Here is a 23527-nt window from a genome sequence, read left to right on the forward strand (position 1 = left end):
TGTTAGCGGGTAGGTTCACCATTGTTTCTTGTGACTGTCCGCCTTTGGCTGGCAGTCATTTTTCTTCTTAGGCACTTATTAACAGTAAGTCAAGCAATAAAGGAAAAGGGATTTAGCCAAACAGGCACGAATTTTGAAATGGATAGTTTTACGAAGGGGGAAGCAATTTTGAGCCTTCGCTTTATCGTTGGTAGGGCAGGAAGTGGCAAGAGTCATAGCTGTTTAGCAGAGGTACAACAGAAGCTGCGGGAAAATCAGGGGGAAGGGCCCATTATTCTGTTGGTACCGGAACAAGCCACTTTTCAATATGAATACATGCTGGCCACCACCCCGGAACTGAAGGGCATGATCCGAGCCCAGGTCTTAAGCTTTCGTCGTTTGGCCTACCGGGTTCTCCAAGAGATGGGTGGGTCCGCCAGGGCCCATCTTGGTGAATTAGGTAAAAAGATGGTACTCCGGCGAATTATTGAGCGTCGTAAGTCAGAGTTGAGAATATTTCACCGGGCAGCAAAGCAGCCTGGTTTTGCCGACAGTTTGGCCAGTACCTTGTCGGAGTTAAAACTTTACAGCGTTGAACCGGGGGACTTACAAAAGGGCTTACATCATATGCAGGGTGCAAAGGGCAGTACCATTTTGGATAAACTTCAGGATCTTAATCTGCTCTATAAAGATTTTGAAGAATTTTTAGCAGATCGTTTTATCGATCCAGATGATTATTTAAATTTGCTGGCCCAGCACCTTAAGGGGTCTCCTACTGTTCAAGGAGCAGAAATATACATCGATGGTTTTACTGGTTTTACACCCCAGGAATACGGGGTGATCGAGCAAATTCTAGGTACCGCAGCCAGGGTACATGTGGCACTTTGCTTTGATCCCATTTACTTAGTGGAAGCTTGCGAGGAATTGGAGCTGTTTTACCCCACGGTGGAGACCTATCATACCCTACGGGATCTGGCTGGCTCTTTAAGAGTTCCCCTGGAGGAACCGAGATTATGCCAGGCTGATACGCCGGTTCGCTTTGCCAGGGAATCTGCCATTGCCCATTTAGAGAAAAACTACTTCAATCACCCACTGCAAGCCGGGAACACGGCCCAGGGGGTAACCCTGGTGGCCTGTGCCAACCGCCGGGCGGAGGTGGAGGCTGCGGCCAGGGAAACGATTCGCCTCTGCCGGGAAGAGGGCATGCATTGGCGGGATATTGTGATCATGCTGAGGGATTTAGCCAATTATGGTGACCTCGTCAGTACCATTTTTGCTGATTATGGGATACCTGTTTTTATTGATCAAAAAAGGCAGGTGCTCCATCATCCACTGGTGGAACTGATACGCAGTGCCCTGGAGGTGGTCTGTCAACGGTGGACCTATGACCCGGTCTTTCGCTATTTAAAAACAGATTTGGTTCCCGTACAGCGCAACGAAATAGATTGGCTGGAAAATTACGTCCTATCCCACGGCATCCGGGGTAATCGTTGGATTGACAACAGGGCTTGGACCTATCGGAAGCAGTATACCCTGGGTGAGGATCAGGAGTTTAATGACCGTGCGGCAGAGGAACTGGCCCAAATTAATCAGATACGCTATGCTGCCATTGCACAGCTAAATGATTTTTATAAAAAGGCAACGAAATGTCGTCAGGTCCGTGATATCACCACGGCCCTTTTTGAATTACTGGAATCTTTGGCTGTGGCCGAGCGTATGGAAGTTTGGGCGAAGGAAGCAGAGAAGGCCGGTCGGTTAATCGAGGCCAGAGAACATGCCCAGATCTGGGATAATGTCATCCTGTTGTTGGATGAGATTGTCGAGGCCATGGGAGATGAGGAACTGAGTTTGGAAGAATACGCCCAGGTTCTGGAGGCTGGGCTGGAAGGTTTAAAGCTGGGCCTTATTCCACCGGGACTAGATCAAGTGGTGGTAGGGACACTGGAGCGTTCTCGGAACCCCAATGTTAGGGCAGCGCTGGTGCTTGGTATCAGTGACGGTGTTTTACCGGCTCGGCCAACGGAAGAGGGATTATTTAGTGACTCTGAGCGGGAAACATTAAGGGAAAATGGTGTAAATATAGCACCGGGGATCAGAAGAAAGCTTTTTGATGAGCAATATTTAATCTATGTGGCCCTAACCAGGGCCAGTGAAAAGCTGTGGCTTAGCTATCCCCAGGCGGATGACGAGGGAAAGGCCCTTAGACCATCCCAGGTCGTGCAGCGGGTTAAGGAACTGCTGCCCCTTGTTGAAGAACATATTTTGTCAGTGGAACCGCCCGCTGCCGGGGGAGAGGGGGATCTGTCTTTTGTGGCCAGTCCGGGTCGCACCCTATCTTATTTAGCCTCTATGTTTAGAGAAACGGTGGCTGGCCATCCGGTAGATCCAGTGTGGCGGGATGTTTATTCTTGGTTTGTCCGGCACCCCCAGTATCAGGAATCCTGTGCTAGGGCGTTGGCTGGCCTCTATCATGTAAATCAGGAAACCCCTCTGCCTGCGAGCCTGGGGCGTAGATTGTATGGCCATCCTTTAAGGGCCAGTGTGTCTCGCCTGGAACGTTTTATCACCTGTCCCTTTTCCCATTTTCTAGCCCATGGCCTAAAACTAAAGGAACGCGGCCAGTTTAAATTAGCCGCACCGGATTTGGGGCAGTTCTTCCATGCAGCCCTTAAACAATTTGCGGATCAAATAAAGCTTCTAAAAATGGATTGGGGCCAATTATCCCGTACCCAGATAGTCACCCTCACCGGGGAAATAGTGGCTGAACTGGCACCTCAATTGCAAAATGAAATTCTTCTCAGTACCGCCCGGCATCGTTATTTAATTAAGAAGCTGAGAAGAACCTTAGAAAGAGCGATATTTACTCTGACGGAACATGCCAGAAGGGGTGCCTTTCGACCAATAGCGGTGGAACTGGGCTTTGGTCCTCAGGCTGAATTGCCGGCAGTCCAATTGACTTGTGCGGAGGGTTATCAAATGGAAATGGTGGGGCGTATTGACCGCATTGATAGTGCCTGTGAGGGTGGGCAGCACTATTTTTCGGTTATTGACTATAAGTCGGGACAACCGGACATTCGATTAAACGATATTGTCCACGGTTTAAAGCTGCAACTGCTTACCTATCTGGATGTAGCCCTGCGTCAGGCAAAGCGATTGACCCAGCATGAGGCTTTGCCCGCTGGTATGCTTTATTTTAGTGTCCGGGACCCTTTGTTGACCACTGCCGGTCCCATAACAGAAGAAGAGGCTGAGAAAAGTCTTCTTAAACAGCTAAAAATGAAAGGTCTGTTACTTGCTGATCCATTGGTGATTGCCCAAATGGATCAAGGGATGAGCGGGCAATCGGAATTATTGCCTGTGGGTTTGAAGAAGAATGGGGACTTTTATGCTAATTCCAAGGTTCTTACGGAAGAACAGTTTAAGCTGTTAAGAGATTACCTAGAGGTTAAATTAAAGTCCATTGGTCAGCGTCTGCTTAACGGAGATGTTAGTCTAAGTCCCTATCAGAGAGGGAAAGAAAAGGCTTGCTCTTACTGCATCTTTAAAGCAGTTTGCCAGTTTGACCCACTGCTGGAGGATAACTTATTCCGACTGCTGGCAGATCAAGAGGAGCAGGTACTCTGGTCGCTGATCAAGGAAAGCCTGGGTGATAAACATGAGTGATAAAAGATGGACCGAAGAACAACTGGCTGCCATTACCACCCGTGATCATAACCTATTAGTGGCCGCCGCCGCCGGTGCCGGTAAAACCGCAGTTCTGGTGGAAAGGATTATTCAATTAATTACCGATCCCCACAAGCCGGTAGATGTGGACCAACTATTAGTTGTTACCTTCACCAATGCCGCAGCGGCGGAAATGCGTGAACGTATTGGCCAGGCCTTGAGAAAGGCCATCGAGGATAACCCCTTTTCTAAAAAACTTACGAAACAGTTAACCATGTTGAACCACGCCTCCATTACCACCCTGCACTCCTTCTGTCTGGATTTATTAAGACGTTACTTTTACCAATTGGATTTAGACCCGGGTTTCCGGGTGGCCGATGAATCCGAGTCGGAACTCTTGCGCTTGGATGTGCTGGAGGAACTCTTTGAAGCACGTTATAATCGGGAAGGGTCAGAAACCTTTGCCCTTTTGGTGGATAGTTACGGTGGCCCAAGGGATGATGCCAAATTACAGGAATTAGTTCTGGAACTATATCGTTTTTCTGGCAGTCATCCCCTGCCTAAACATTGGTTGCAGGGACTGGCGGAAAACTATGCTATTTCCGAGGATAAAACCCTAGATGATCTACCCTGGCTAACGCAGATAAAGGAATATGTTATTCAGGAACTGAGGGGAGTTTTAGGCCTTCTCAAACAGGCAGATCGGTTGGCCAGACAGCCAGGCGGACCGGAACCCTATGGCAAAACCCTGGGGGTAGATATGATCACTATTGAGCCCCTGGCCAATAGTTCAAGTAGTGTTTGTTGGGATCAATTATACCGTTCCTTGACCTTGGTTAAGTGGGGTAAATTAAGCCCTTGCCGGGGTGAGATTGATGACAATTTGAAGAATAAAGCCCAGGGCCTAAGGAATAAGGCCAAAGATAAGTTTAATGAGCTATTAAACACTTATTTCTGTGCCGAGCCCTCCGTTATTTTAGAGGACTTACGTTCTTTACAGCCCCTCATCAGCGAGTTAGCCAATCTGACCATTGAGTTTATGGCGCTTTACCAGCAGAAAAAACAGGCCAAGGGGTTGGTGGATTTTGGGGACCTGGAGCACTATTGCCTGGCCATCCTGCTCGATAAAAACAGTCCTGAGGGTGAACTGCACCCCTCGGCTGTGGCCCTTGAATTACAACAAAAGTTTGCCGAAGTACTGGTGGATGAATATCAGGATATCAATGCTGTGCAGGAGACGATTTTAAGGCTGGTTTCTAAAACAAATAACCGTTTCATGGTGGGAGATGTTAAACAAAGTATTTACCGCTTCCGGTTGGCGGAACCGAAACTATTTCTTAGCAAATCGGAACGCTATCGTCACTCTGACAAACCAGAGGGTATTCGCATCGGACTGAGTAAAAACTTCCGCAGCCGATTGGAGATTGTGCATGGGGTTAACTTTATTTTCCGTCAAATTATGACCAAGGCTGCTGGTGAAATACTTTATGATCAATTGGAGGAGCTTCATTATGGTGCTGATTACCCCCAGCAGGATGGGGTAATCACAGCAGGGGGTCCGGTGGAAGTTCATTTAATCGATCGTAAGGACAAGCAGGCAGAAATAATCAATGTCGAGGTGCCGGAACCAGAAGAAACTGGCGGTGAGTCTGAAGATCAGGAAGATTTAGATAATGATCAAGCTGAGGCCAGACTAATCGGCGGGCGCATTTTAGAAATGGTCAAGGGTTCGGAATTTAAGGTGTGGGATCATGCTGTGGGTCAATACCGTCCGGTAAGTTATCGTGATATCGTTATTTTACTGAGGGCCACCACGGGACGAGCCAATACCTTTCTGGAAGAACTAAGGGATATGGGCGTGCCCACTTATGCTGAACTGGGCACGGGCTACTTTGAGGCAGTGGAGGTAGAAACCTTTCTCTCTCTCTTAAAAATACTGGATAATCCCAGACAGGATGTCCCCTTGGCCGGGGTGCTTAGGTCCCCCATGGTGGGCCTTGGGGCTGGGGATTTAGCTGAAATACGCCTTTGCAGCAAGGAAGGGGATTTTTACGATGCGGTCTTAGCAGCTGCCCAGGGGGAGTTCGGTGCCTTATCTGTTAACCTAAGCAAATTCCTCAACCAACTGGAGGAGTGGCGCTCCCGGGCCAGGCGGGGCTCGCTGGCAGAATTAATTTGGCTGCTGTACCGGGAAACCGGTTACTATGATTATGTTGGCGGTATGGTGGGAGGAACCCAGAGACAAGGCAATTTACGGGTACTCTACCACCGGGCAAAACAATATGAAGCCACGTCCTTTCGGGGCTTATTCCGTTTCCTGCGCTTTGTGGAACGGCTCAAAAATGCCGGCAATGATTTAGGGGCAGCCAGATCATTGGGAGAAAATGAAGACGTGGTTCGCATCATGAGTATACACAAAAGTAAGGGCTTGGAATTTCCCGTTGTCTTTGTGGCAGGTTTAGGCAAAAAGTTCAACCTAATGGATTTAAATAAAGAGGTTCTCATGCATAAGGAACTTGGCCTGGGGCCTCAGATTATTCAACTAAGTAAGCGGGTTTCCTACCCCAGCCTGCCGAAACTTATGCTCAAGCAGCAGATTCGCAGGGAGTCTGTGGCCGAGGAAATGAGGGTGCTGTATGTTGCCTTGACCAGGGCCAGGGAAAAATTAATCCTGGTGGGGTCTGTGCGAGATTTGGCACAATCCCTGGAAAGGTGGGGTACCTCCGTGGCCCAGGCTGGCTGGCCTCTGCCGGATGCTGAACGAATGGCCGCCAAGTGTTATCTGGACTGGCTTTGTCCAGCCATTGCCCGGCACCGCAAGGGCCATGAACTGCGCAGGTTGCTGGAGGCAGACATGCAGCCCTGCGGGGCAGTGGCTGAGGACCCGTCGGATTGGCAGGTAGTATACCATGCCACGAAAGATATGCAAAAAAAGGATCAAGAAAAAAGCGGGCCGGCCCATGAACTTTTGACCCAAATAAAAAATCTCCAACCCTTGGAGGCTGGACCATTGGCAGCAGAAATTGAGTGCCGCTTAAGCTGGACCTACGGACGGTCTTTGATCACTACCCGACCGGCCAAAGCCGCTGTGACGGAGGTAAAACACAAGTTTGATCAATTTGTTCAACAAGAAGAAGGAATAATGCCCTATCGGCCTCAAATCACTGGCCGCCCTCGATTTTTACAGCAAGCCAAGGGTTTGACGTCTGCCGAAAGGGGTTCAGCCCTTCACTTGGTCATGCAGCATATATCCTTAGATCAGGTGCCGGATGAAGAGGCTGTTCAGCATCTTCTGGAAAAGCTGATGCAAAGGGAAATTCTCCTGCCGGAGCAGGCGGCGGTGATTAATCCAGCCCAGATTTTAAGCTTCTTTGCCAGCCCCATCGGCCAAAGAGTGCTGCAAGCCCCCCGGGTAGAGCGGGAACTGCCCTTTAGTCTGGCCTTGCCCGCCACGGAAATCTATCAGGATCTCCCCGGGGCCTATGCCCAGGAGATGGTTTTGGTTCAGGGAGTTATTGATTGCCTGGTGGATGAGCAGGATGGTTATCTGCTGATTGATTATAAGTCCGATTCGGTATACCAGGGGCAAGCTTCCCCAATGGAACGGTACCGGGGGCAAATCAACCTGTATACCCGTGCTGTGCAGGATATTTTAAGAAAACCAGTGAAGGAGCGGGTAATTTATCTCTTTGATAATGGGGCAGTTGTTTATATTTAGCTAATGGCCATGAGCTATGGGCCGTGACCCATATTATCAAGTTGAAAAAAGACCCTTGACAACAAAGAAATTTCCAGCATGAATCTTTTCACAATGAGCATTACTAAATCGGGAGGTGATTGTGCTGCTAGACTTTGAAGATCTTGTTATACCAAAGCCCGATACGCTAGCCGGCCCCGGTTTAGTTCGCTTAAAAGATGTATTAGATGACCAAACAAATCCCCTGGCAACTTTTAACGAAGAAGAGTAAAATTTGTCAATTTTGCGACAGGAGATATCCTATTTTTATCGAATACCTTAATTGAACTTTTCCGGTTTTGGCCAGTTTCACCTCTTAGAAGGTGAGCTGGCATTTTTTATTTACGTTTATAAAGTATTCTCTGCATCATACACGGGCAAAAATAATTTGAAAAATACTGCGTAGGGAACGATCTTGACCATTCCCTACGAGAACAATAAATGAATATATCTATAAAAACCACTTGTTACCAATGAATTGGGAGATCTTACAACTATTATTTTTAATATAAAAATGATATCATATTGGTATCGGTAAAATATAACTTGGAGGCGATAAAATGACCGAAAAGAATGTTTGGAAGGTAAATGGATTTTTGGCTATTTTAGTTTTACTTGCCTTAGTAGGGAGTGCCGTTTATCTCTTCCTCAAGCTTCACTTTATTACGGGGGCCTTTGTAATCTTTGCCTTTGTCATTTTGGCCAGTGGAATCGTTATCGTGCAGCCTAATCAGGCCAGGGCAGTCACTTTTTTTGGGCGCTATATGGGTAGCATTCGGGAAAATGGCATCTGGTTAACCATTCCCTTTTCCGTTAATAAAAAGGTTTCCTTAAGGGTAAGAAACTTTAACAGTGCCAAATTAAAGGTAAACGATGTAGAAGGGAATCCGATTGAAATTGCTGCTGTAATTGTTTTCAAGGTAGTGGACTCGGCCAAAGCTTTGTTTGATGTTGATAGCTACGAACAATTTGTGGAGATCCAAAGTGAAACGGCTTTGCGCCATGTGGCTACGAAATATCCCTATGATAATTTCGAAAGTGAAGGCTATTCCTTGCGTGGCAATACAGAGGAAATTGCTGCTGAGCTAGGCAAAGAGTTACAAGCACGTTTGGAAGTAGCAGGTGTTCAGGTGATGGAAGCCCGTTTGACACATCTGGCCTATGCAACTGAAATTGCCAGTGCCATGTTGCAGCGTCAACAGGCCTCTGCTATTATTGCAGCCCGCCAAAAGATTGTCGAAGGGGCAGTGGGAATGGCTCAAATGGCCATTGAGAAACTGCTTCAAGAAGGTACAGTGGAGCTTGACGATGAACGCAAGGTTACCATGATCAACAATTTAATGGTGGCCATTGTTTCTGAAAAGTCAGCCCAGCCGGTCATTAATGCAGGAAGCCTGTACTAGAAGGTGATAAAGTGCCACCAAGAAAAAGTTTCCCTTTAAGAATCGACCCTCGACTGCATGAGGCCCTGGAAAAATGGGCAGCCGATGAGCTGCGCAGTGTTAATGCACATATTGAGTATCTACTCAGGGAAGCGGTCAAGAAAGCTGGCAGACTACCAAAGAAAGAACCTGAAACTAAATAAGAATTATAAAGTAATGTCGCTTGCCCACTTATTTTAGTAGGTAAGCGACATTTTTGGTTATTGTGGTGCATAAACCTTTTCTATAATGCCGCCGAGTTTCTCTATGAATTTTTACGGCCTGCTCCAATTGCTCTTGGTTTTTGGGTTAAACTATAGCATGAGAGGTGGTTTTATTGGCATTTAAACAAGAAGCAGTCAATATTGGCAAAAAGATTTTGGGTGTTACAGCGGGTGCAGTTATCATGGCGGTAGCCTTTAATGGGTTGGTTATTCCCTATGGCCTGTTATCGGGTGGTGTTGGGGGACTGGCTTTAATGGGTAATTACCTATTGGATTTGCCAGTTGCTCTGGGAATTTTTTTCTTAAATATTCCTATTTTTATTTGGGGATTAAAGGAACTGAATAAAAAATTAATTATCTACAGCTTATTGGGGACTTTTATTATGGTTCTAGCCCTTCCTTTAACGAAACCGTATATTAAGGCACCTCAAATAGACTTGTTTTTGGCAGCCATTTATTCAGGTGTGGTGGGTGGCTTCGGTGCTGGATTAGTTTTTCGGTTTGGGGCATCCACTGGTGGTGCGGATATTATCTCAATGGTTATGAAAAAAAAGAAAAATATTGCCATAGGGACATTTTTATTTTATAGCAATATTGCCGTGTTAGCTCTGTTTATTTTCTTTTTTGATTTAAAAATAGTGATGTATACGGCCCTTTCCATGTGGGTAAGCGGTAAAGTGACCGATTTTGTTATTGAGGGGATTAACCGTAATAAGTCAGTAACGATCATTTCAGATAAAAGTGAGGTTATCGCTAAACGAATAATTGTAGAATTACATCGGGGTGTAACACTTTTAGATGGCCAGGGTGGATTTTCGGGGAGTTCCAAGAAGGTAATAACCTGTGTAGTCAACAATTTTGAAATTGGTAGGCTAAAGGAGATTGTTATCCGCAGTGATGAATTTGCCTTTATGTTTGTTACCGAAACAGCCGAAGTGACGGGGAACGGATTTGGTGGCTACAAATCCTGACTCAGGAGAACCGTCCCCTTGAGTCTAAGAGTCTAAGACCAAACCGTCAGTTAATAACTGACAGTTTGGTCTAATTTCATGCAAAACTTCCGATTGCTCCCTTCAAGAACCTCCCCTTGAATTATGCACCTGACATGTCAACTAGTTAATTGAAAAATCTATTTTCTTATGATAATCGCCCAATAATAATTCAAATTCCCACCTGCCGCAGTCAAAGGGGTAGTCATCACTGGCATCCAACCAAAAGTAGAATTTGTCGTCACCCTTAAAGAGATTTAATTTGGAGTGAAAAACTAGCTCTCTCTGATGACCATTCCTATAATACCAATTACCTGCACCAGAAATATCCTGTGATAAGGGTTGGCTTAGTTCGGCATAGACACATACCCTTTTAGATTGGGTTGAAAACTGGTTGGTAATATTAACCGGTGCACAGTCAATATTAATATCCTCACAGGTAATCAGTTTTGGGACTTCTATTAGCTGACTGGATTTTTCAAGATCTATCAGTGGTTTAAAACTACGAATATTTGCTAATAGATCCTTAACCGCATTTATTGGGATAGCAAAGTTAAGATTTCCTTCACCGCCGGCAAAAGTGATTCCGATTAATTGTCCATGACGATTAAACAATCCACCACCATGACTGCCATGTGTAATGGGTGTTGTTGTTTGGATCAATTGAATCCCTTGAATGGTAGGAATACCACTAACGATACCAGTTGAAATGGTATTTTGTAGTCCCTCTGGACTGCCGATGGCCATTACTTCTTCTCCTAACCTTAGATCATCCGAATCACCGATCAATGCAGGTTTTAAGTTTGCGTCATAAATTTTTAAAATAGCGATATCGATACCTTCATCATATTTCACGACTGAAACAGGGTACTGGGTACCATTGCTGCGCAAAACCCGAATGGTGTCGTACCCGTCAATTACATGGTAATTCGTTAATAATAATCCATCGGGGCTTATGATGACCCCGCTTCCCTGAGACATTGTTGCTTGATCGGTACAAAAAACAGTTACAACACTTGGTTCATTTTGGGCTACCTTAACGGTGTCCATTTTACTTTGGGGAGACCTATTTTGAGCCGTTGTAATATACACAGCGTTGGTAGTGTCATCCCAGTTGACTTCTGCCTCGAAGGATTCTGCTATAAACCTAAGGGGAACATAGGACTGGCCTTGAATTACTGTGGGTGGAACGGATAAAGTTATGTTTTTACCATTAACTGTCGCAGTTAAACTATCAATCGTTAGTTTAAGCTTGGTTGGTTCTTGATGAATCAAAATAACCCCGTTCTTATAACGAATGTTTTGATTACTAATGGACAAACCGTTTAAGATAGCCCTTAATGGCACGAACATACTTCCTTTTATGGTTTGGGGAGGTGTATCACAATGCAGCGGAGAATTATTGATGACAATCGATATTTCAGCCTTTGCTAGAGAGGGAAAAGCTGTTATACCAAATAAAATTGTAATGATGGTTAATAATATTAGTGTAAGCGGGGTCTTTCTCATAGCTACCTCCTATTGAAATAAGTTTAAAGACCCTGTAATCAAGGTCAAAAAACTTTAAATTTCAAAAAATTTAGAGAAAAGGCGGCACACTGCCTTCTGATGAAATTGGTATGAACGAAACGAAGATATGCCAAAAACCGGTGGCCCGCTATTGTATGTAAGCACATAAGGCCAAACCATCAGATAATATCTGGTAGTTTGGCCTTGTTTAATGTAAAACTTCCGATTGTTTCCTTCAAAAACCGTCCCCGCTGAATATTTATTCCGGCCAAGCTGCCTGGGGTGATTTGCTGAATTTGGCATCCCAAATTACGTGGAATTTTAAACTGCCGTCTTCACTAATTTCGCCAGACAATTGTTTGTTAGAAATCATAATGTCAAAGGATTGATTAACGTATTCATCAAAGAGCAATTTTCCTGCGTCTTCTTTGCTAAAGGCAATGGGTAAACGTACACCGTTTTGCCATTTTACCAGCAGCAGATACATATCTGACTCAGGGTCGTAGGCCCAGCTTGGGGGAGAATATTCACCTCCGGCGGCTTCCAGGGGTTCGGTCCAAGCAGGGTGAACTAAAACCATTGTGGTACGTGCATATTCCTTGCCATCGTCTTCATAATTTAGATCCGCCCAGGCTCCGAAATCGGGGCTGTAGGCAGCACCACCATATTCTTTAATAATATCAAATTGTTGTTCCTGTGACATAAATCTTCTCCTCCCAAAAATCTTTTAACAAATAGTCCTGTGGACATTATTCCCATCTTAAAACAATTCAATCTGTTCTAGCTTGGTTTTTGCTTTTTGGTCAAGGCTTTCTTTAAGGTGGGGTCGTCCTTCCCGTAACCATAGTTTATAGCCCTGGGATTGGAAAATTGTTTCTGGTTGTTTTCCGGCGGTCATGCAGATAAAAGTTCCATCTAACTGCCAAAGATATAAAAAAACCTTATCCGCCGCTGCATTGACCTGAACCCTGGCTACGCACCACTGGCCTTTATATTTCCAATAGATGTATTCTTGGTCAAGGCTTGTTATATCCACCCAAGTACCCCCAAAATAGCAATTCAGTTATTCATTCGCCATAAACCTAGAAAATCCTGTTTTTTAATTACTTTCCGCAGCCTTTTGCCCTTACAATGCCGTATAAGATTTTATAACGACACGGCGGAAAGCCTTACATATCAGGCTTTCCGCCGTTTTTTCTGATAGATTTTACGGGGTTGCTGGACAATCCCAACTGTATGCCGATGCCGTTTAAGGTGTGGCCAAAAATCCCGCCCACGGTGTAGCAGTCACCCGTTAGCGGTGTGTCGTTATTTTGATGCGCGCTCAACTGCTATCGCAACCGTACCTTTTACATTGTTCAACACACCGCTGTTGTTGTTTTTGTCTAATCTTTTACCGTCGAAATTTCCAATCCACAAATAGTATGTGCCTGCTAATGACTTAGGAACGATGAAAGAATTAGAATCTTTCATAAAGTTGCTTGAAAGTCCGGTTTCACCGAGGTATCCCTTGTCGTCATTCGAATCGTTCGTCTTGCGAAAATCGGCATTCAAATTCCCGTTTCCTTCTGCCGTTATGTCATATAGAATTATATCGCCTTCTTCAAGGGTATATGGCCCTCCTACCGCCACAAATTCATCAATATCTAAAGACTTTACATCAACGTTAATGGCTTACTTGGTTTCTGTAGACCCTATCATTGGTTTTTTTGCCTGTTTATCAACATGGACATTGATAACATTGTCAATGTTGTCCCCTGCCGAACTGGCGGCCAATGCTAATCCTGTGCCGCCGATTACCAGGATTGCTACAACAGCTAAAACCGCAATAGACTTCTTCGTTTTCTTAACGTTCAACATTCTTATCAATCTTCTTTCAATGTGCTTCTTACTTTCGCATAGGGAAGAACAAAAAGCCGTGTTCATGCCGACATGGTTATCCAGCGCGTTCAAGATGGCTTCGCCATAGCGTTTTCTTTCCCCGTGTGAAGGGTACGATATATTTTGTTTTTTTAATTTATTGCAACATGCCATCCGGCTTTGCTTTAGCGGAAATTATTTTGTATTTTTAATAAACCTTGCATTTTTCTTACACGGCAGGGTATGTCTAAATATATGTCGAAGCTAGATTGAGGAGAAAATAATTAGCTGGAGGGTTGGCTATGACAGCAGAACAAAATCTGAAAGATCAATGGGGAAAAAATATAGAATTTCTTCCTGATTTTTGGGTTGATACTGAGAAATTATCCGTTATCCAAGACCTCATGTTTTCTGGCATTAACGTTATGCTTACCGGCGATCCCGGTACTGGTAAAACCGAGCTTACCAAGCGTTTGGCCCATGCCCATCATCTTTCCTTTCATCGGGTCAATGTAGGGGCCATTCGGACTCCCAGGGATTGGTTTGGTCATTGGGAGTTTATTGGCGGCCAAACTGTCTTTATCCAGTCAGAATTTGTCAATGCCATTCAAAGGCCGGGTGTTATTGCCCTGGACGAATTTAACCGGGTTACTCCGGATATTCACAATTCCATTTATACCATCCTAGACCACAACCGGGAAGTTTACATTGAAGAAACGAAACAATATATTACGGTACATCCCCAGTGTATCTTTGTGGCCACGGAAAACCGTGGACGCAGCCACACCGGTACCTTTATGGAAGATACCGCGGTGGAGGATCGTTTTGAAACCATCAAACTAGAATTACCCCCGATTGAAATCATGGCGGAATTGCTAATAAAGGTTTACGGAGTAAATGAAGAACAGGCACTTTTGTTGGCTAGAATTACGCATAAATTAAACAGTCTTTACCATGAGGAAAGTCTCAGTCGCCCCACTGGCTTCCGACCAGCCATCGCGGCCACGGCCTTAATAAAAAGGGGACAGCCTTTAAATACTGCACTGAAATATACCTTTGTCAATCGGTTTTCCCCAGATGGCGGTGTAGACAGTGAACAAACCACGGTTTTACAAGTTATTCAAGCTTATTTAAAGTAATAAACTTAATCATAACCTCATTATTGGAGGTGAGTCGGTGACGCTAGAACATGATGGAGAACAATGGCGTAACAAAAGCCTGTCGGATTTTTGGTTAACAGGCAGGGGGTTGGATAATAACAAAGGGGATAGGGGACAGACCTATGCCATGTTTAGCCATAAACTGTTGGGGTCCGAGGATATAGATGCCCAAGCTATGGCTATGACTGCCATCCTAGGGGCCATTTCCCGGGTGGTTGATATTGTACATGGAAAAAATAAATTTACCGTAGATTTTAGCTCCAAGGAATCCAGAACAGATTTTGCGGCAAAAAAAATTGCCCTGAGTGGGGAACCGCTGTATAATCCACCCTCCGGATACATGATGCCGGATATTGTGGATGTACTTACGGGGATGGCCCTACATGAAGCGGCCCATGCCCAATTTAGCAAACCGGAGTACTATACAGAGATGCCTGGCAATTCCTTTATGGCGGTCATTCGCAATGTAGTTGAGGATGTTTATGTGGAACAACTTACCTCCCTTTATTATCCTGGCTATTCTGGTTATTTTTGGAAATACCGTCATTATGAGTTTGATCTGAATTCAGGCAAATGGGAACACAAACCCCGTAAAAACTTAATGGAAAATGAATTACACCTTCGTACCACTGAGTTTTTGCTAGTTATGCGTTCCACCAGGGGTTATACCTCCAAGGTAGCTAGGGTCAACAAAGTAGCGGATCTTCTAAAAAAATATATAAATATTGACAGTCCTGCTAGATTGGAGAAATTAAATACCAGAACCGTCAGTAGAAGGATTTATGAAGAATTATTTGGTAACCTGATCCAACATGATATCGCTTATTCTTTACCCAGTTCACTGCTGGACTACAACAATAGGGGAAATCATCAGGCTGAATCAGGCAACAGCGACAATAGCAATAAGACAAACATTCCTAGTGATTTACAAAACTTAATCCAAAATATGCGTCAGGAAAAGTTACAGGTTGCTAACATGAGCGAACTGATGGAAGCTGGCTTAGATCCTGACTATCCGCCACCTCCGCCACCCATGGTGGTTTTTAGAAGACCTTTATTGGGCGAGGGGGCCACCGAGCGATATGAACAGGCTAGGGGTGTTGTAAATCCCTTTGTTATTCGGCTGCGAAATCGTTTAAGTTGGGCAAACACCCGGCAGGTTATCAATCAATATCAATTGCCCAGTGGGGAATTGGATGAAGATAGCCTGTATCAAGCTAGTTTTTCCAACCGAATATTCCGTCGTACTGAGATTATCGATACCAGAACCAGAGACCTGGATATATGTCTGTTGGTGGATACCAGTGCCTCTATGGTTTATTCTGCCGGAGAGGGGCTTTCCAGGGTTGAATTGGCCAGAAATTTAGCAGCACTTTTTGTGGAAGCTTTAGAACCGGTAAAATCGATTAGAACATGGGTTTTTGGTTTTAACCTAAAAGGTGCTGTCAATATGTATGAGCTATACTCCCCAAACTTAATGAACAAAGCTCGTCTTGGCGTTACCGATGCAGAGGGTACCACACCGGAGGGTACGGCAGTAAAATATGCTGCCCTAAGGATGATGGCTGAGGGACGACCCTTTGTGCAAAAAGTATTAATTGTTATTGCCGACGGCAATCCCAATCCCGGCCCGGAAACTAAGCTGGTAAAAGAGCAAGTAAAACGGTTAAAAGCCTTGGGGTGCAAAACCATTAGTATTTTATTGGGGGACAGGCCACCGGAATATGGCTATGAAAATATTATTCCTTGGTCCGACTATTTTACAGTTACCACTGAATTTGGTCGTTTACTAAAAAAACTTGTTGAGGAAAAGTAAATTGATATAAAGCCAGATTTCTCTTTTTGGGAGTCTGGCTTTTTGTTTGTCAATAGCGTGGAATAAAAGTTATAAATAAATCAATTTATATGTCTAATGAAAAAATAAATAACCGCTTTTAGAAAATTTGCGACCAAATCGGAAATTATTACTTTTTACAGCGTAATGACAAATAATATATGTCAGACCGCATTTAGACTGACATGAAAGAGTTTCTTAGCGTGAAAAAAGCTAAAACAATAAAAATAAATTTAAATTATTTGCAAAAAAACACTTGAAATCAAAAAAAGCTTTTGGTAGCATAACCGAAAATAGAGAATGACAAAGTAAACTAGGATTGAAAATAAAAACAAGTTAAATAAAAAAAGATCTGCAGCACAGGAGGTGAATTTATGTTTTTTCGCAAAATTACTACCAAGAAAAACGGCAGGGAATACGTTTATGTAAAGTTAATCGAGAATTACCGCCAAGAGGGTAAGGTAAAGCAAAGAGTTATTGCAAATTTTGGTAGTATGGAGAATCTATCTTCTGACCGAATTAACTATTTAATTGCCAGTCTTAGAAAACTTCACAATGAAGTTAGACAACCGTCTGATCAAGACGTTCCTGTGGGACTTACAACAAAAGTTAACGAAATTAGGGAAGCAATTGACAATTGTAACATTAAAAAGACAATGAGTTCGTTATTTGGAGATAAAATGTATCAAATGGCTGAGGCGATACTGGTCAAGGCAATTATGGCCAGTGAGGTTAGAAAACCCATACAAGAAGTATGTAAGGGTTTAGGCCTGGTGGATACGACTAGCTTACAATTCTATAATATTATGAAAAGAATTGGCGAGGAGGATACCAAGGAGGTTTTGCTTAAGGACAGGTTAGCTTTTGCTAAGGGAAATGAAAACATTCACAATCCCATTGTCATTCACGTTTTTAAGAGTCAGTTTGAAGGACACTCCTTTGATGTAGATACGACCAATAATGTCTATTTACCTGAAAATTACTGTAAACAAATCTATGTTTTGATGGCTTTGGATTACCAAGGGAATTTGTTGGATTTTGAACATGCTGACAATCAAAAGGAATTATCTGAGCTATTAAGTTACTTAATTCACAGACTTAATAAGCACATAAGCAGTCAAATAGTAGTTTTGGATGAGGAAAACTGTGTGAAAGAACACAGAGATTATCTTTTGGCTCAAAGGATCACGGAGACTTCAGAGCAACTGAATAACACGAATGAGATTAAAGTTATCCGGTATAGTCAAATAAGTGATAGCCAAATTAAAGAAATCAAGGCCAAATTAGCAAAGGTCGCAGCAGGCTTGGAGCATATCAAAGCAGATGTTTTATTGGGGAAAATGACCAAGGAACAGGCAGTGAGAAAGAAAGCTGATCAGATAATAAAAAGTAATGAGTGTGGGGATTTAGTGTCCTATTCCATTAATGAAAGTATCCAGACCTTTAACTATGAAATAAATGAAGAAATACTTATGCAAAAAAAGCAATCTAAGCTTAATGAGCCTTGGGGTATTATTAACTCAGACTTAGTAATGCCACTTCAAATAAATGAACTGCATATAAAAACAAACCAGTTTTATCACATAACTGATCAATTAAATATCCCACCCATTAATTTGTACGTGGATTATCATTATTCTCCAGAAATTATCTCAGGCCATATACAGCTTGAGATGTTAAAAACCCAAGTACAAAGCGCACTGCACAAAAATGCACAGGGGGGTGAGGCCATTAATTAAATTTGTCAATACAAAGTTATTTTTTCGTCAAAGAAATCTTATCATCTTTAGCCTGAACAATCAATACTTAAATACAAAAAATTGTCACTACGGTTTTTGAATTTTCGTCTAATGCACCTTTTACAAAAGATTAGACAGGGGGGTAACCTATATGCGGAGTTTGTATGAAGCGTTAATGGCCGCATCGAGAGCCCATGCTAAATGGGAAATCGAAATGTCCAATAATATTATGAGAAATCGAAGACACCTATTTGTTTTAGCACTCATGATGCTTCCACTAATCATTCCTGCCATTGGGCATGCTGCAGACCTACCTAGTTTCCTTGGAGGCAAGAGTGCCTATGGGCCGTCTCACTATAATCCAATGATGTTCTATGGTTCGATGGCAGTTGGTGTTTGTGCTGGTCTAATTACCGGCTGTATTGGCGCCGGCGGTGGTTTTGTAATTACGCCAGCTTTAATGAGTCTTGGTGTTAAAGGTATTTTGGCAGTTGGTACCGACCAGTTTCACATATTTGCCAAGGCCATTATGGGTACTGTCATTCACAAAAAACTTGGCAACGTAAATGTTTCCCTGGCCATTGCCTTCCTGGTGGGGTCAGGTATTGGTGTAACCGCGGGGGGTACATTAAACCGTGCTTTGTTTAATGCAAACCCAGTCCTCAGCGATTTTGTTATTAGCTTAATATACGTAATTATGCTGGGATTCCTCGGATTCTATTCCATGTACGATTTTATTAAGAATAGACATACGGATGGAGATGCCCATGGTGGGCCTGCCGGCATGACTAAGTTAGCCCAAAAACTACAAAGTGTTAATCTTGCTCCTATGGTTAAGTTTGATGAGGATTTGGTTCCCGGCGGACGTAAAATCTCTGGTTGGTTTGTGGCTTTCTGTGGTGCGGTGGTTGGTTTTGCAGCGGCCATCATGGGTGTTGGCGGCGGTTTCCTGACCTTCCCAATGTTTGTCTATGGTTTAGGTGTATCCTCCTTTACCACAGTAGGTACAGATATTCTGCAGATCATTTTTACTGCTGGTTATAGTTCCATCGCCCAATATGCTATCTATGGCTACATTTTCTATACCTTAGCAATGGGTATGTTAGTTGGTTCTCTGCTGGGTATCCAGATTGGCGCAGCAACCACTAAAGTGGTTTCCGGTATCTATATCCGTGCTTTCTATGCGATCGCTATCTTAGCCGGTTTTGTTAACAGGGCCTTTGCATTACCTGAAAAAATGACTCAGATGGGTTATATCTCTATGAGCAGTGAAACCGGTGCTTTACTTGCTAATATTGGTGCCTGGATATTCTTTGGTTTAGTTCTTGTTTTTGCAGGATGGATTATCCTAAGCTTTATTCGTGGTCTCCCCACCCTGCGAGCTGAAACTGCCAAGGCGTCCGTCGCGTCTGAAGGGAAAGGAGTGGGCCATTAATGATTAGAGATACAAAAGCTTTTCTTATTGGTCTGGTTATGATGATATCTTTCATGGGGATTTATGCCTACATGATGAGTCCTTCCTTTGGTGATGGTAGAAATGGCTTAGAATTTGCCGATGATATGTTCAACTCCATATCCAAGGGATCTGTGTATAATGTAATCCAGGGTGAAATTAAGAAGGTTGACAGTTGGCAGGGTAATACTATTGATGTAACTCTAACCGGCACAGACGAGGAGCAGGCTGCTAGATGGACCGCAGCACTGCAAAGGGTAAATGGTGCGGAAGTTAGTCAAGCAGAAAAAACGGTTATATTTAAAGGGGATCTTGGGGCATTACTGATCAATATTTCTGAGGATTGTTCCTACATGTTCCAAAATAATGGGGATGCATTAAAACAAAAATATAACGCAGATCCAAGGGAAGTCACGAACCGGTGGTATAATATTTCCAAAGCCGTTGTGAAGGACTTGGATAAACAGGCAAAATTTAAGGAATCAATCGCCATTCAGCAGTACCAGAAAAAAGTTATTGAACCATCCTATAATTATTATGGTGTAGATTCCAAACAGGTGTCAGAAAATAAGGGTATTATGACCTTCATGATGTTGTTTTATCTGGTCTATACCATGTGGTATGGTTTTGCCATCTACTACCTCTGTCAAGGCTTTGGAATTACCATGAGCAAATCTGGTAAAAAGCAAGAGGCATAGCTTTAAATTCTCTAAAAAATCAAACGCGATAGGAAACACTAAAGGCTTACGCCATACCCTTTGGGGCACGACACTCTTTCGTGTACGGGGGACTTGGCGTAAGCCTTAGTTAATTTGGCTACAAAGTATATGGAGGATTTTTTGTCAATATTATTTTTTGATACATATAAAAATCATCTAGCTTTCCTTCCCAAAGGCTAAAAATGAAGGAACAAGTGAAAACATTACCCTTTTTGACCTTTATGTACAATGACAAAAAAATTATGTCATACCTTATATAATCAGCATTTTCATTAAAAAATGTAGTGATACTATTAAAAAACAATATAAAAATTTTGTTTTTGTGTAAAAAAGCTCTTGCCTTTATAAAACCTATTTGCTACTATTTGCGCAAGCCTAAAGATTGTGCGAGTATAAAAGATGATCCAAAAGGATCTTAGAAATTAGGATATTACTATTATGAACGGAATGATGGGAGGTGGAGGTTTGTTTTTTCGAAAAATTACTACCAAGAAAAATGGTAAGGAATATGCGTACGTAAAGCTAATAGAGAATTATCGTACCAACGGAAAAATCAAACAACGAGTTGTTGCCAACTTTGGTAGTGTTGAAAACCTTTCGCCTGAAAGAATAAATGATTTGATACAAAGTTTAAAAAAACTTTGTAAAGATGTAGAGTCCCAGGAACAAAGCAAACCGATTTTCACGGAGGTAATAGCAAGGATTCCAGCGGTGACAGGTAGGGTTAGAAACTCGCCATTAATGAAAGCTTTAAAAGAAAGACTTAATCCGAAGCAATATCAAATCATAGAAGCAATGGTTATAAAGGTAGTGGTAGCAGCGGAAACGAATATCCCAATCCAGGATGCCTGCAAAGAAATGGGGTTAGTCGAAGCAAACAGCATTGATTTTTACAAGGCATTAAAAATTATAGGCCAAAGAAGTACAAAAGAATTGATTTTAGACACTTACTCCAAATCGAACACAGTTTTTGTTCATCTGGTGGAAAGTGTTTTCAGTGGAACATCCTTTGAGGTAGATATGGATGGAAATTCATTTTTACCCAGAGATTATAAAAAAACCTTTAAATTGCTGCTTGCATGTGACGTTGAAGGTAATCCGCTGAGTTTTGAGGTAGTTGAGGATACAGCCAAATTAGCAGAGCATCTAGGGGTATTGGTTAAATCGCTGTTGAAAGTAGTAAAGGGGGATATTGTCGTCCTAGACCCCAATGGGCAGCTGGTCGATGAAGAAATGCAGTATATAACTGCACAACCAGTGAAGGATGAAAATTCGAATGATGTGGTTTATTTTGAAACGACAAAGTTAGAACAAAAAAGCAAAGAAAAGGTTAAGGAATTTAAAGCAAGCCTAGCAAAAGTAACTGCCGGTTTAGAAAATATAAAGGCCGATATTTTATTGGGAAAGCTTAGCAGGGAATCGGCAGTACGAAAAAGGGCAGATTCGGTAATAAAATTAAATGACTTTGCAGACATCGTTAATTATCAATATCATGAGGCCACCCATACATTTGAATACCAAATTAAGGAGGCTGCATTAAAGGAAAAAACATTCTCTGTTGTCACAACCACTTGGGGGGCACCGAAGGAAAAATTTAAAGGAGGTTGGCAGATAAATAGAGTAGAGATTAAAACAGAACCCTACGAGAACTTAACTGATCAGCTAGTTATACCACCCATTAGTATGTATGCTGATTATCATTACTCTACAGAAATAATCTCTGGTCATATAGCCTTGGAGATTATAAAAACCCAATAACCCAGGTTAGAAAATACCTAAGATCGGGGGTGATGTTTAAAAAATTGTCAATATAAAATTCTTCCCAACTTGGATTTTAGCACATTTTTATGAACTGATCAATACTTTCGTGTGAATTAACAGAAAATTTGTCATTACAGTAAACCAGTTTCAAGCACCTTTTAAACAAAATTTTATTCGAAGGGAGTAGTCTGCATGAGAGGATTATATGAGGCCCTAATGAGTGCCTCCCGAGCCCATGCAAAATGGGAAATCGAAATGTCTAATAACATCGTAAGAAGCAGAAAACACTTATTAATTTTACTCATCATGAGTTTACCTTTAATTATTCCAGCCATTGGTCATGCCGCTGATTTACCCTCCTTCCTGGGTGGAAAAAGTGCTTTTGGACCTTCGCACTTTACTCCAGTGATGTTTTATGGGTCCATGGCAGTGGGTGTTTGCGCCGGGCTTATTACCGGGTGTATTGGTGCCGGTGGCGGTTTCGTTATTACTCCTGCCCTGATGAGCTTAGGCGTAAAGGGGATTCTGGCCGTAGGTACAGACCAATTCCACATTTTTGCTAAGGCTATCATGGGTACGGTTATTCATAGAAAATTAGGGAATGTTAACGTATCTCTGGCCATTGCCTTCCTGGTTGGTTCCGGTATTGGTGTTACCGGTGGCGGTTCTTTGAATCGATCCTTATATAATGCTAACCCCGTCATGAGTGATTTTGTTATCAGTACAATTTATGTGGTGATCCTAGGATTTCTGGGTTTCTACTCCATGTACGACTTTATTAAGACCAGAGGTCAAATGAATCAAGGTGATGCCCACGGTGGTCCCGTAGGATTAACTCCCCTGGCTATTAAACTGCAAAAGGTTAACCTGGCACCGATGATTAAGTTTGATGAGGATATTATTCCTGGTGGACGTAAAATATCCGGTTGGTTTGTAGCATTATGCGGTTGCGTCACTGGTTTTCTGGCAGCCATCATGGGTGTAGGCGGCGGCTTCGTTACCTTCCCGATGTTTGTATATGGTCTGGGGGTTTCCTCCTTCACCACAGTGGGAACTGATATTCTACAAATTATCTTTACTGCTGGTTACAGTTCCATCGCCCAATATGCTATCTACGGTTACATTTTCTATACTCTGGCCATGGGTATGCTGGTTGGTTCTCTGCTTGGTATTCAAATCGGTGCAGCTACCACCAAGGTAGTTCCCGGCATTTACATCCGAGCTTTCTACGCCATTGCAATTATGGCCGGTTTTGTTAACAGAGCCTTTGCTCTGCCAGAGAAAATGGGTCAAATGGGTTATATCAGTATTGCTCCTAAAACAGGTGCAGTCCTTAACACCATTGGAACTTGGCTCTTCTTTGGATTGATATTACTCTTTGCTGGTTGGATCATTCTAAGCTTTATCAAAGGTATTCCTACCTTACGGGCGGAAACTGCCGAAGCTGCAGTATCCGATGGGAAAGGAGTGAGCCAATAAT

The 23527-nt window shown here is 43.0% G+C and carries 18 protein-coding genes; 13 read left to right on the forward strand and 5 right to left on the reverse strand.

The window, feature by feature from the left end:
• Positions 1-168: 168 nt before the first annotated feature.
• The 6 genes from addB (at position 169) to AC1U9Z_RS12460 (ending at position 9994) form a co-directional block, all read left to right on the forward strand.
• The gene (gene addB / locus AC1U9Z_RS12435; RefSeq protein ID WP_333529243.1) at positions 169-3642 is read left to right on the forward strand and encodes a helicase-exonuclease AddAB subunit AddB; all 3474 of its coding nucleotides are present in this window, start codon (positions 169-171) and stop codon (positions 3640-3642) included.
• Positions 3635-7360 (forward strand): helicase-exonuclease AddAB subunit AddA, encoded by a 3726-nt coding sequence (addA, locus tag AC1U9Z_RS12440; protein WP_333529244.1) that lies wholly within the window; start codon positions 3635-3637, stop codon positions 7358-7360. The genes addB and addA overlap by 8 nt, the downstream gene beginning before the upstream one ends.
• A gap of 121 nt (positions 7361-7481) precedes the next feature.
• Complete coding sequence (locus tag AC1U9Z_RS12445) at positions 7482-7610, forward strand: hypothetical protein (RefSeq protein WP_333529245.1); 129 nt, start codon at positions 7482-7484, stop codon at positions 7608-7610.
• Between the two features lie 328 nt (positions 7611-7938).
• On the forward strand, positions 7939-8781 hold the full coding sequence (locus AC1U9Z_RS12450) for an SPFH domain-containing protein (RefSeq protein WP_333529246.1): 843 nt from the start codon (positions 7939-7941) through the stop codon (positions 8779-8781).
• Between the two features lie 11 nt (positions 8782-8792).
• The gene (locus AC1U9Z_RS12455; protein ID WP_333529247.1) at positions 8793-8963 is read left to right on the forward strand and encodes a type II toxin-antitoxin system antitoxin; all 171 of its coding nucleotides are present in this window, start codon (positions 8793-8795) and stop codon (positions 8961-8963) included.
• 173 nt (positions 8964-9136) lie between these two features.
• Positions 9137-9994 (forward strand): YitT family protein, encoded by an 858-nt coding sequence (locus tag AC1U9Z_RS12460; protein ID WP_333529248.1) that lies wholly within the window; start codon positions 9137-9139, stop codon positions 9992-9994.
• A gap of 141 nt (positions 9995-10135) precedes the next feature.
• Here the strand turns inward: AC1U9Z_RS12460 and AC1U9Z_RS12465 are convergent, their stop codons facing one another.
• The 5 genes from AC1U9Z_RS12465 to AC1U9Z_RS12485 form a co-directional block, all read right to left on the reverse strand.
• Positions 10136-11521: a trypsin-like peptidase domain-containing protein gene (locus AC1U9Z_RS12465; RefSeq protein WP_333529249.1), complete on the reverse strand. Its 1386-nt coding sequence runs from the start codon at positions 11519-11521 to the stop codon at positions 10136-10138.
• Positions 11522-11780: 259 nt separating this feature from the next.
• A complete protein-coding gene (locus tag AC1U9Z_RS12470) occupies positions 11781-12224 on the reverse strand; it encodes a hypothetical protein (protein WP_333529250.1) in 444 nt (147 codons plus the stop codon).
• Between the two features lie 57 nt (positions 12225-12281).
• Entirely contained in the window at positions 12282-12557 is a 276-nt protein-coding gene (locus AC1U9Z_RS12475) for a hypothetical protein (protein WP_333529251.1), read from the reverse strand.
• A gap of 272 nt (positions 12558-12829) precedes the next feature.
• On the reverse strand, positions 12830-13075 hold the full coding sequence (locus AC1U9Z_RS12480) for a hypothetical protein (RefSeq protein WP_479957589.1): 246 nt from the start codon (positions 13073-13075) through the stop codon (positions 12830-12832).
• A gap of 120 nt (positions 13076-13195) precedes the next feature.
• Entirely contained in the window at positions 13196-13474 is a 279-nt protein-coding gene (locus AC1U9Z_RS12485) for a hypothetical protein (protein ID WP_333529253.1), read from the reverse strand.
• A 209-nt stretch (positions 13475-13683) separates the two neighbouring features.
• Here AC1U9Z_RS12485 and AC1U9Z_RS12490 point away from each other — a divergent pair, with 209 nt between their 5' ends.
• The 7 genes from AC1U9Z_RS12490 to AC1U9Z_RS12520 all read left to right on the forward strand — a co-directional run bounded on the left by AC1U9Z_RS12490 (position 13684) and on the right by AC1U9Z_RS12520 (position 23526).
• The gene (locus AC1U9Z_RS12490; protein ID WP_479957591.1) at positions 13684-14520 is read left to right on the forward strand and encodes an AAA family ATPase; all 837 of its coding nucleotides are present in this window, start codon (positions 13684-13686) and stop codon (positions 14518-14520) included.
• Positions 14521-14557: 37 nt separating this feature from the next.
• Positions 14558-16357 (forward strand): vWA domain-containing protein, encoded by a 1800-nt coding sequence (locus AC1U9Z_RS12495; RefSeq protein WP_333529255.1) that lies wholly within the window; start codon positions 14558-14560, stop codon positions 16355-16357.
• Positions 16358-16749: 392 nt separating this feature from the next.
• A complete protein-coding gene (locus tag AC1U9Z_RS12500; RefSeq protein ID WP_333529256.1) occupies positions 16750-18114 on the forward strand; it encodes a hypothetical protein in 1365 nt (454 codons plus the stop codon).
• Positions 18115-18265: 151 nt separating this feature from the next.
• A complete protein-coding gene (locus AC1U9Z_RS12505) occupies positions 18266-19549 on the forward strand; it encodes a sulfite exporter TauE/SafE family protein (RefSeq protein WP_333529257.1) in 1284 nt (427 codons plus the stop codon).
• A complete protein-coding gene (locus AC1U9Z_RS12510; RefSeq protein WP_333529258.1) occupies positions 19549-20265 on the forward strand; it encodes a hypothetical protein in 717 nt (238 codons plus the stop codon). Before AC1U9Z_RS12505 ends, AC1U9Z_RS12510 begins: the two co-directional genes overlap by 1 nt.
• Before the next feature lie 486 nt (positions 20266-20751).
• Positions 20752-22044, forward strand: coding sequence for a hypothetical protein (locus AC1U9Z_RS12515; protein ID WP_333529259.1), 1293 nt, complete (start codon positions 20752-20754; stop codon positions 22042-22044).
• A gap of 195 nt (positions 22045-22239) precedes the next feature.
• Positions 22240-23526 carry a sulfite exporter TauE/SafE family protein gene (locus AC1U9Z_RS12520; RefSeq protein ID WP_333529260.1) on the forward strand — a complete coding sequence of 429 codons (1287 nt, stop codon included), beginning with the start codon at positions 22240-22242 and terminating at the stop codon, positions 23524-23526.
• Position 23527: the final 1 nt, after the last annotated feature.

The organism is Desulfotomaculum sp. (assembly GCF_982386235.1).

What these genes read in the sequence shown, in the direction of transcription:
- addA (WP_333529244.1), top strand. Translation starts at nt 3,635, where the DNA reads ATGAGTGATAAAAGATGGACCGAAGAACAACTGGCTGCCATTACCACC.
- AC1U9Z_RS12450 (WP_333529246.1), top strand. Translation starts at nt 7,939, where the DNA reads ATGACCGAAAAGAATGTTTGGAAGGTAAATGGATTTTTGGCTATTTTA.
- AC1U9Z_RS12465 (WP_333529249.1), bottom strand. Translation starts at nt 11,521, where the DNA reads ATGAGAAAGACCCCGCTTACACTAATATTATTAACCATCATTACAATT.
- AC1U9Z_RS12470 (WP_333529250.1), bottom strand. Translation starts at nt 12,224, where the DNA reads ATGTCACAGGAACAACAATTTGATATTATTAAAGAATATGGTGGTGCT.
- AC1U9Z_RS12490 (WP_479957591.1), top strand. Translation starts at nt 13,684, where the DNA reads ATGACAGCAGAACAAAATCTGAAAGATCAATGGGGAAAAAATATAGAA.
- AC1U9Z_RS12500 (WP_333529256.1), top strand. Translation starts at nt 16,750, where the DNA reads ATGTTTTTTCGCAAAATTACTACCAAGAAAAACGGCAGGGAATACGTT.
- AC1U9Z_RS12505 (WP_333529257.1), top strand. Translation starts at nt 18,266, where the DNA reads ATGCGGAGTTTGTATGAAGCGTTAATGGCCGCATCGAGAGCCCATGCT.
- AC1U9Z_RS12510 (WP_333529258.1), top strand. Translation starts at nt 19,549, where the DNA reads ATGATTAGAGATACAAAAGCTTTTCTTATTGGTCTGGTTATGATGATA.
- AC1U9Z_RS12520 (WP_333529260.1), top strand. Translation starts at nt 22,240, where the DNA reads ATGAGAGGATTATATGAGGCCCTAATGAGTGCCTCCCGAGCCCATGCA.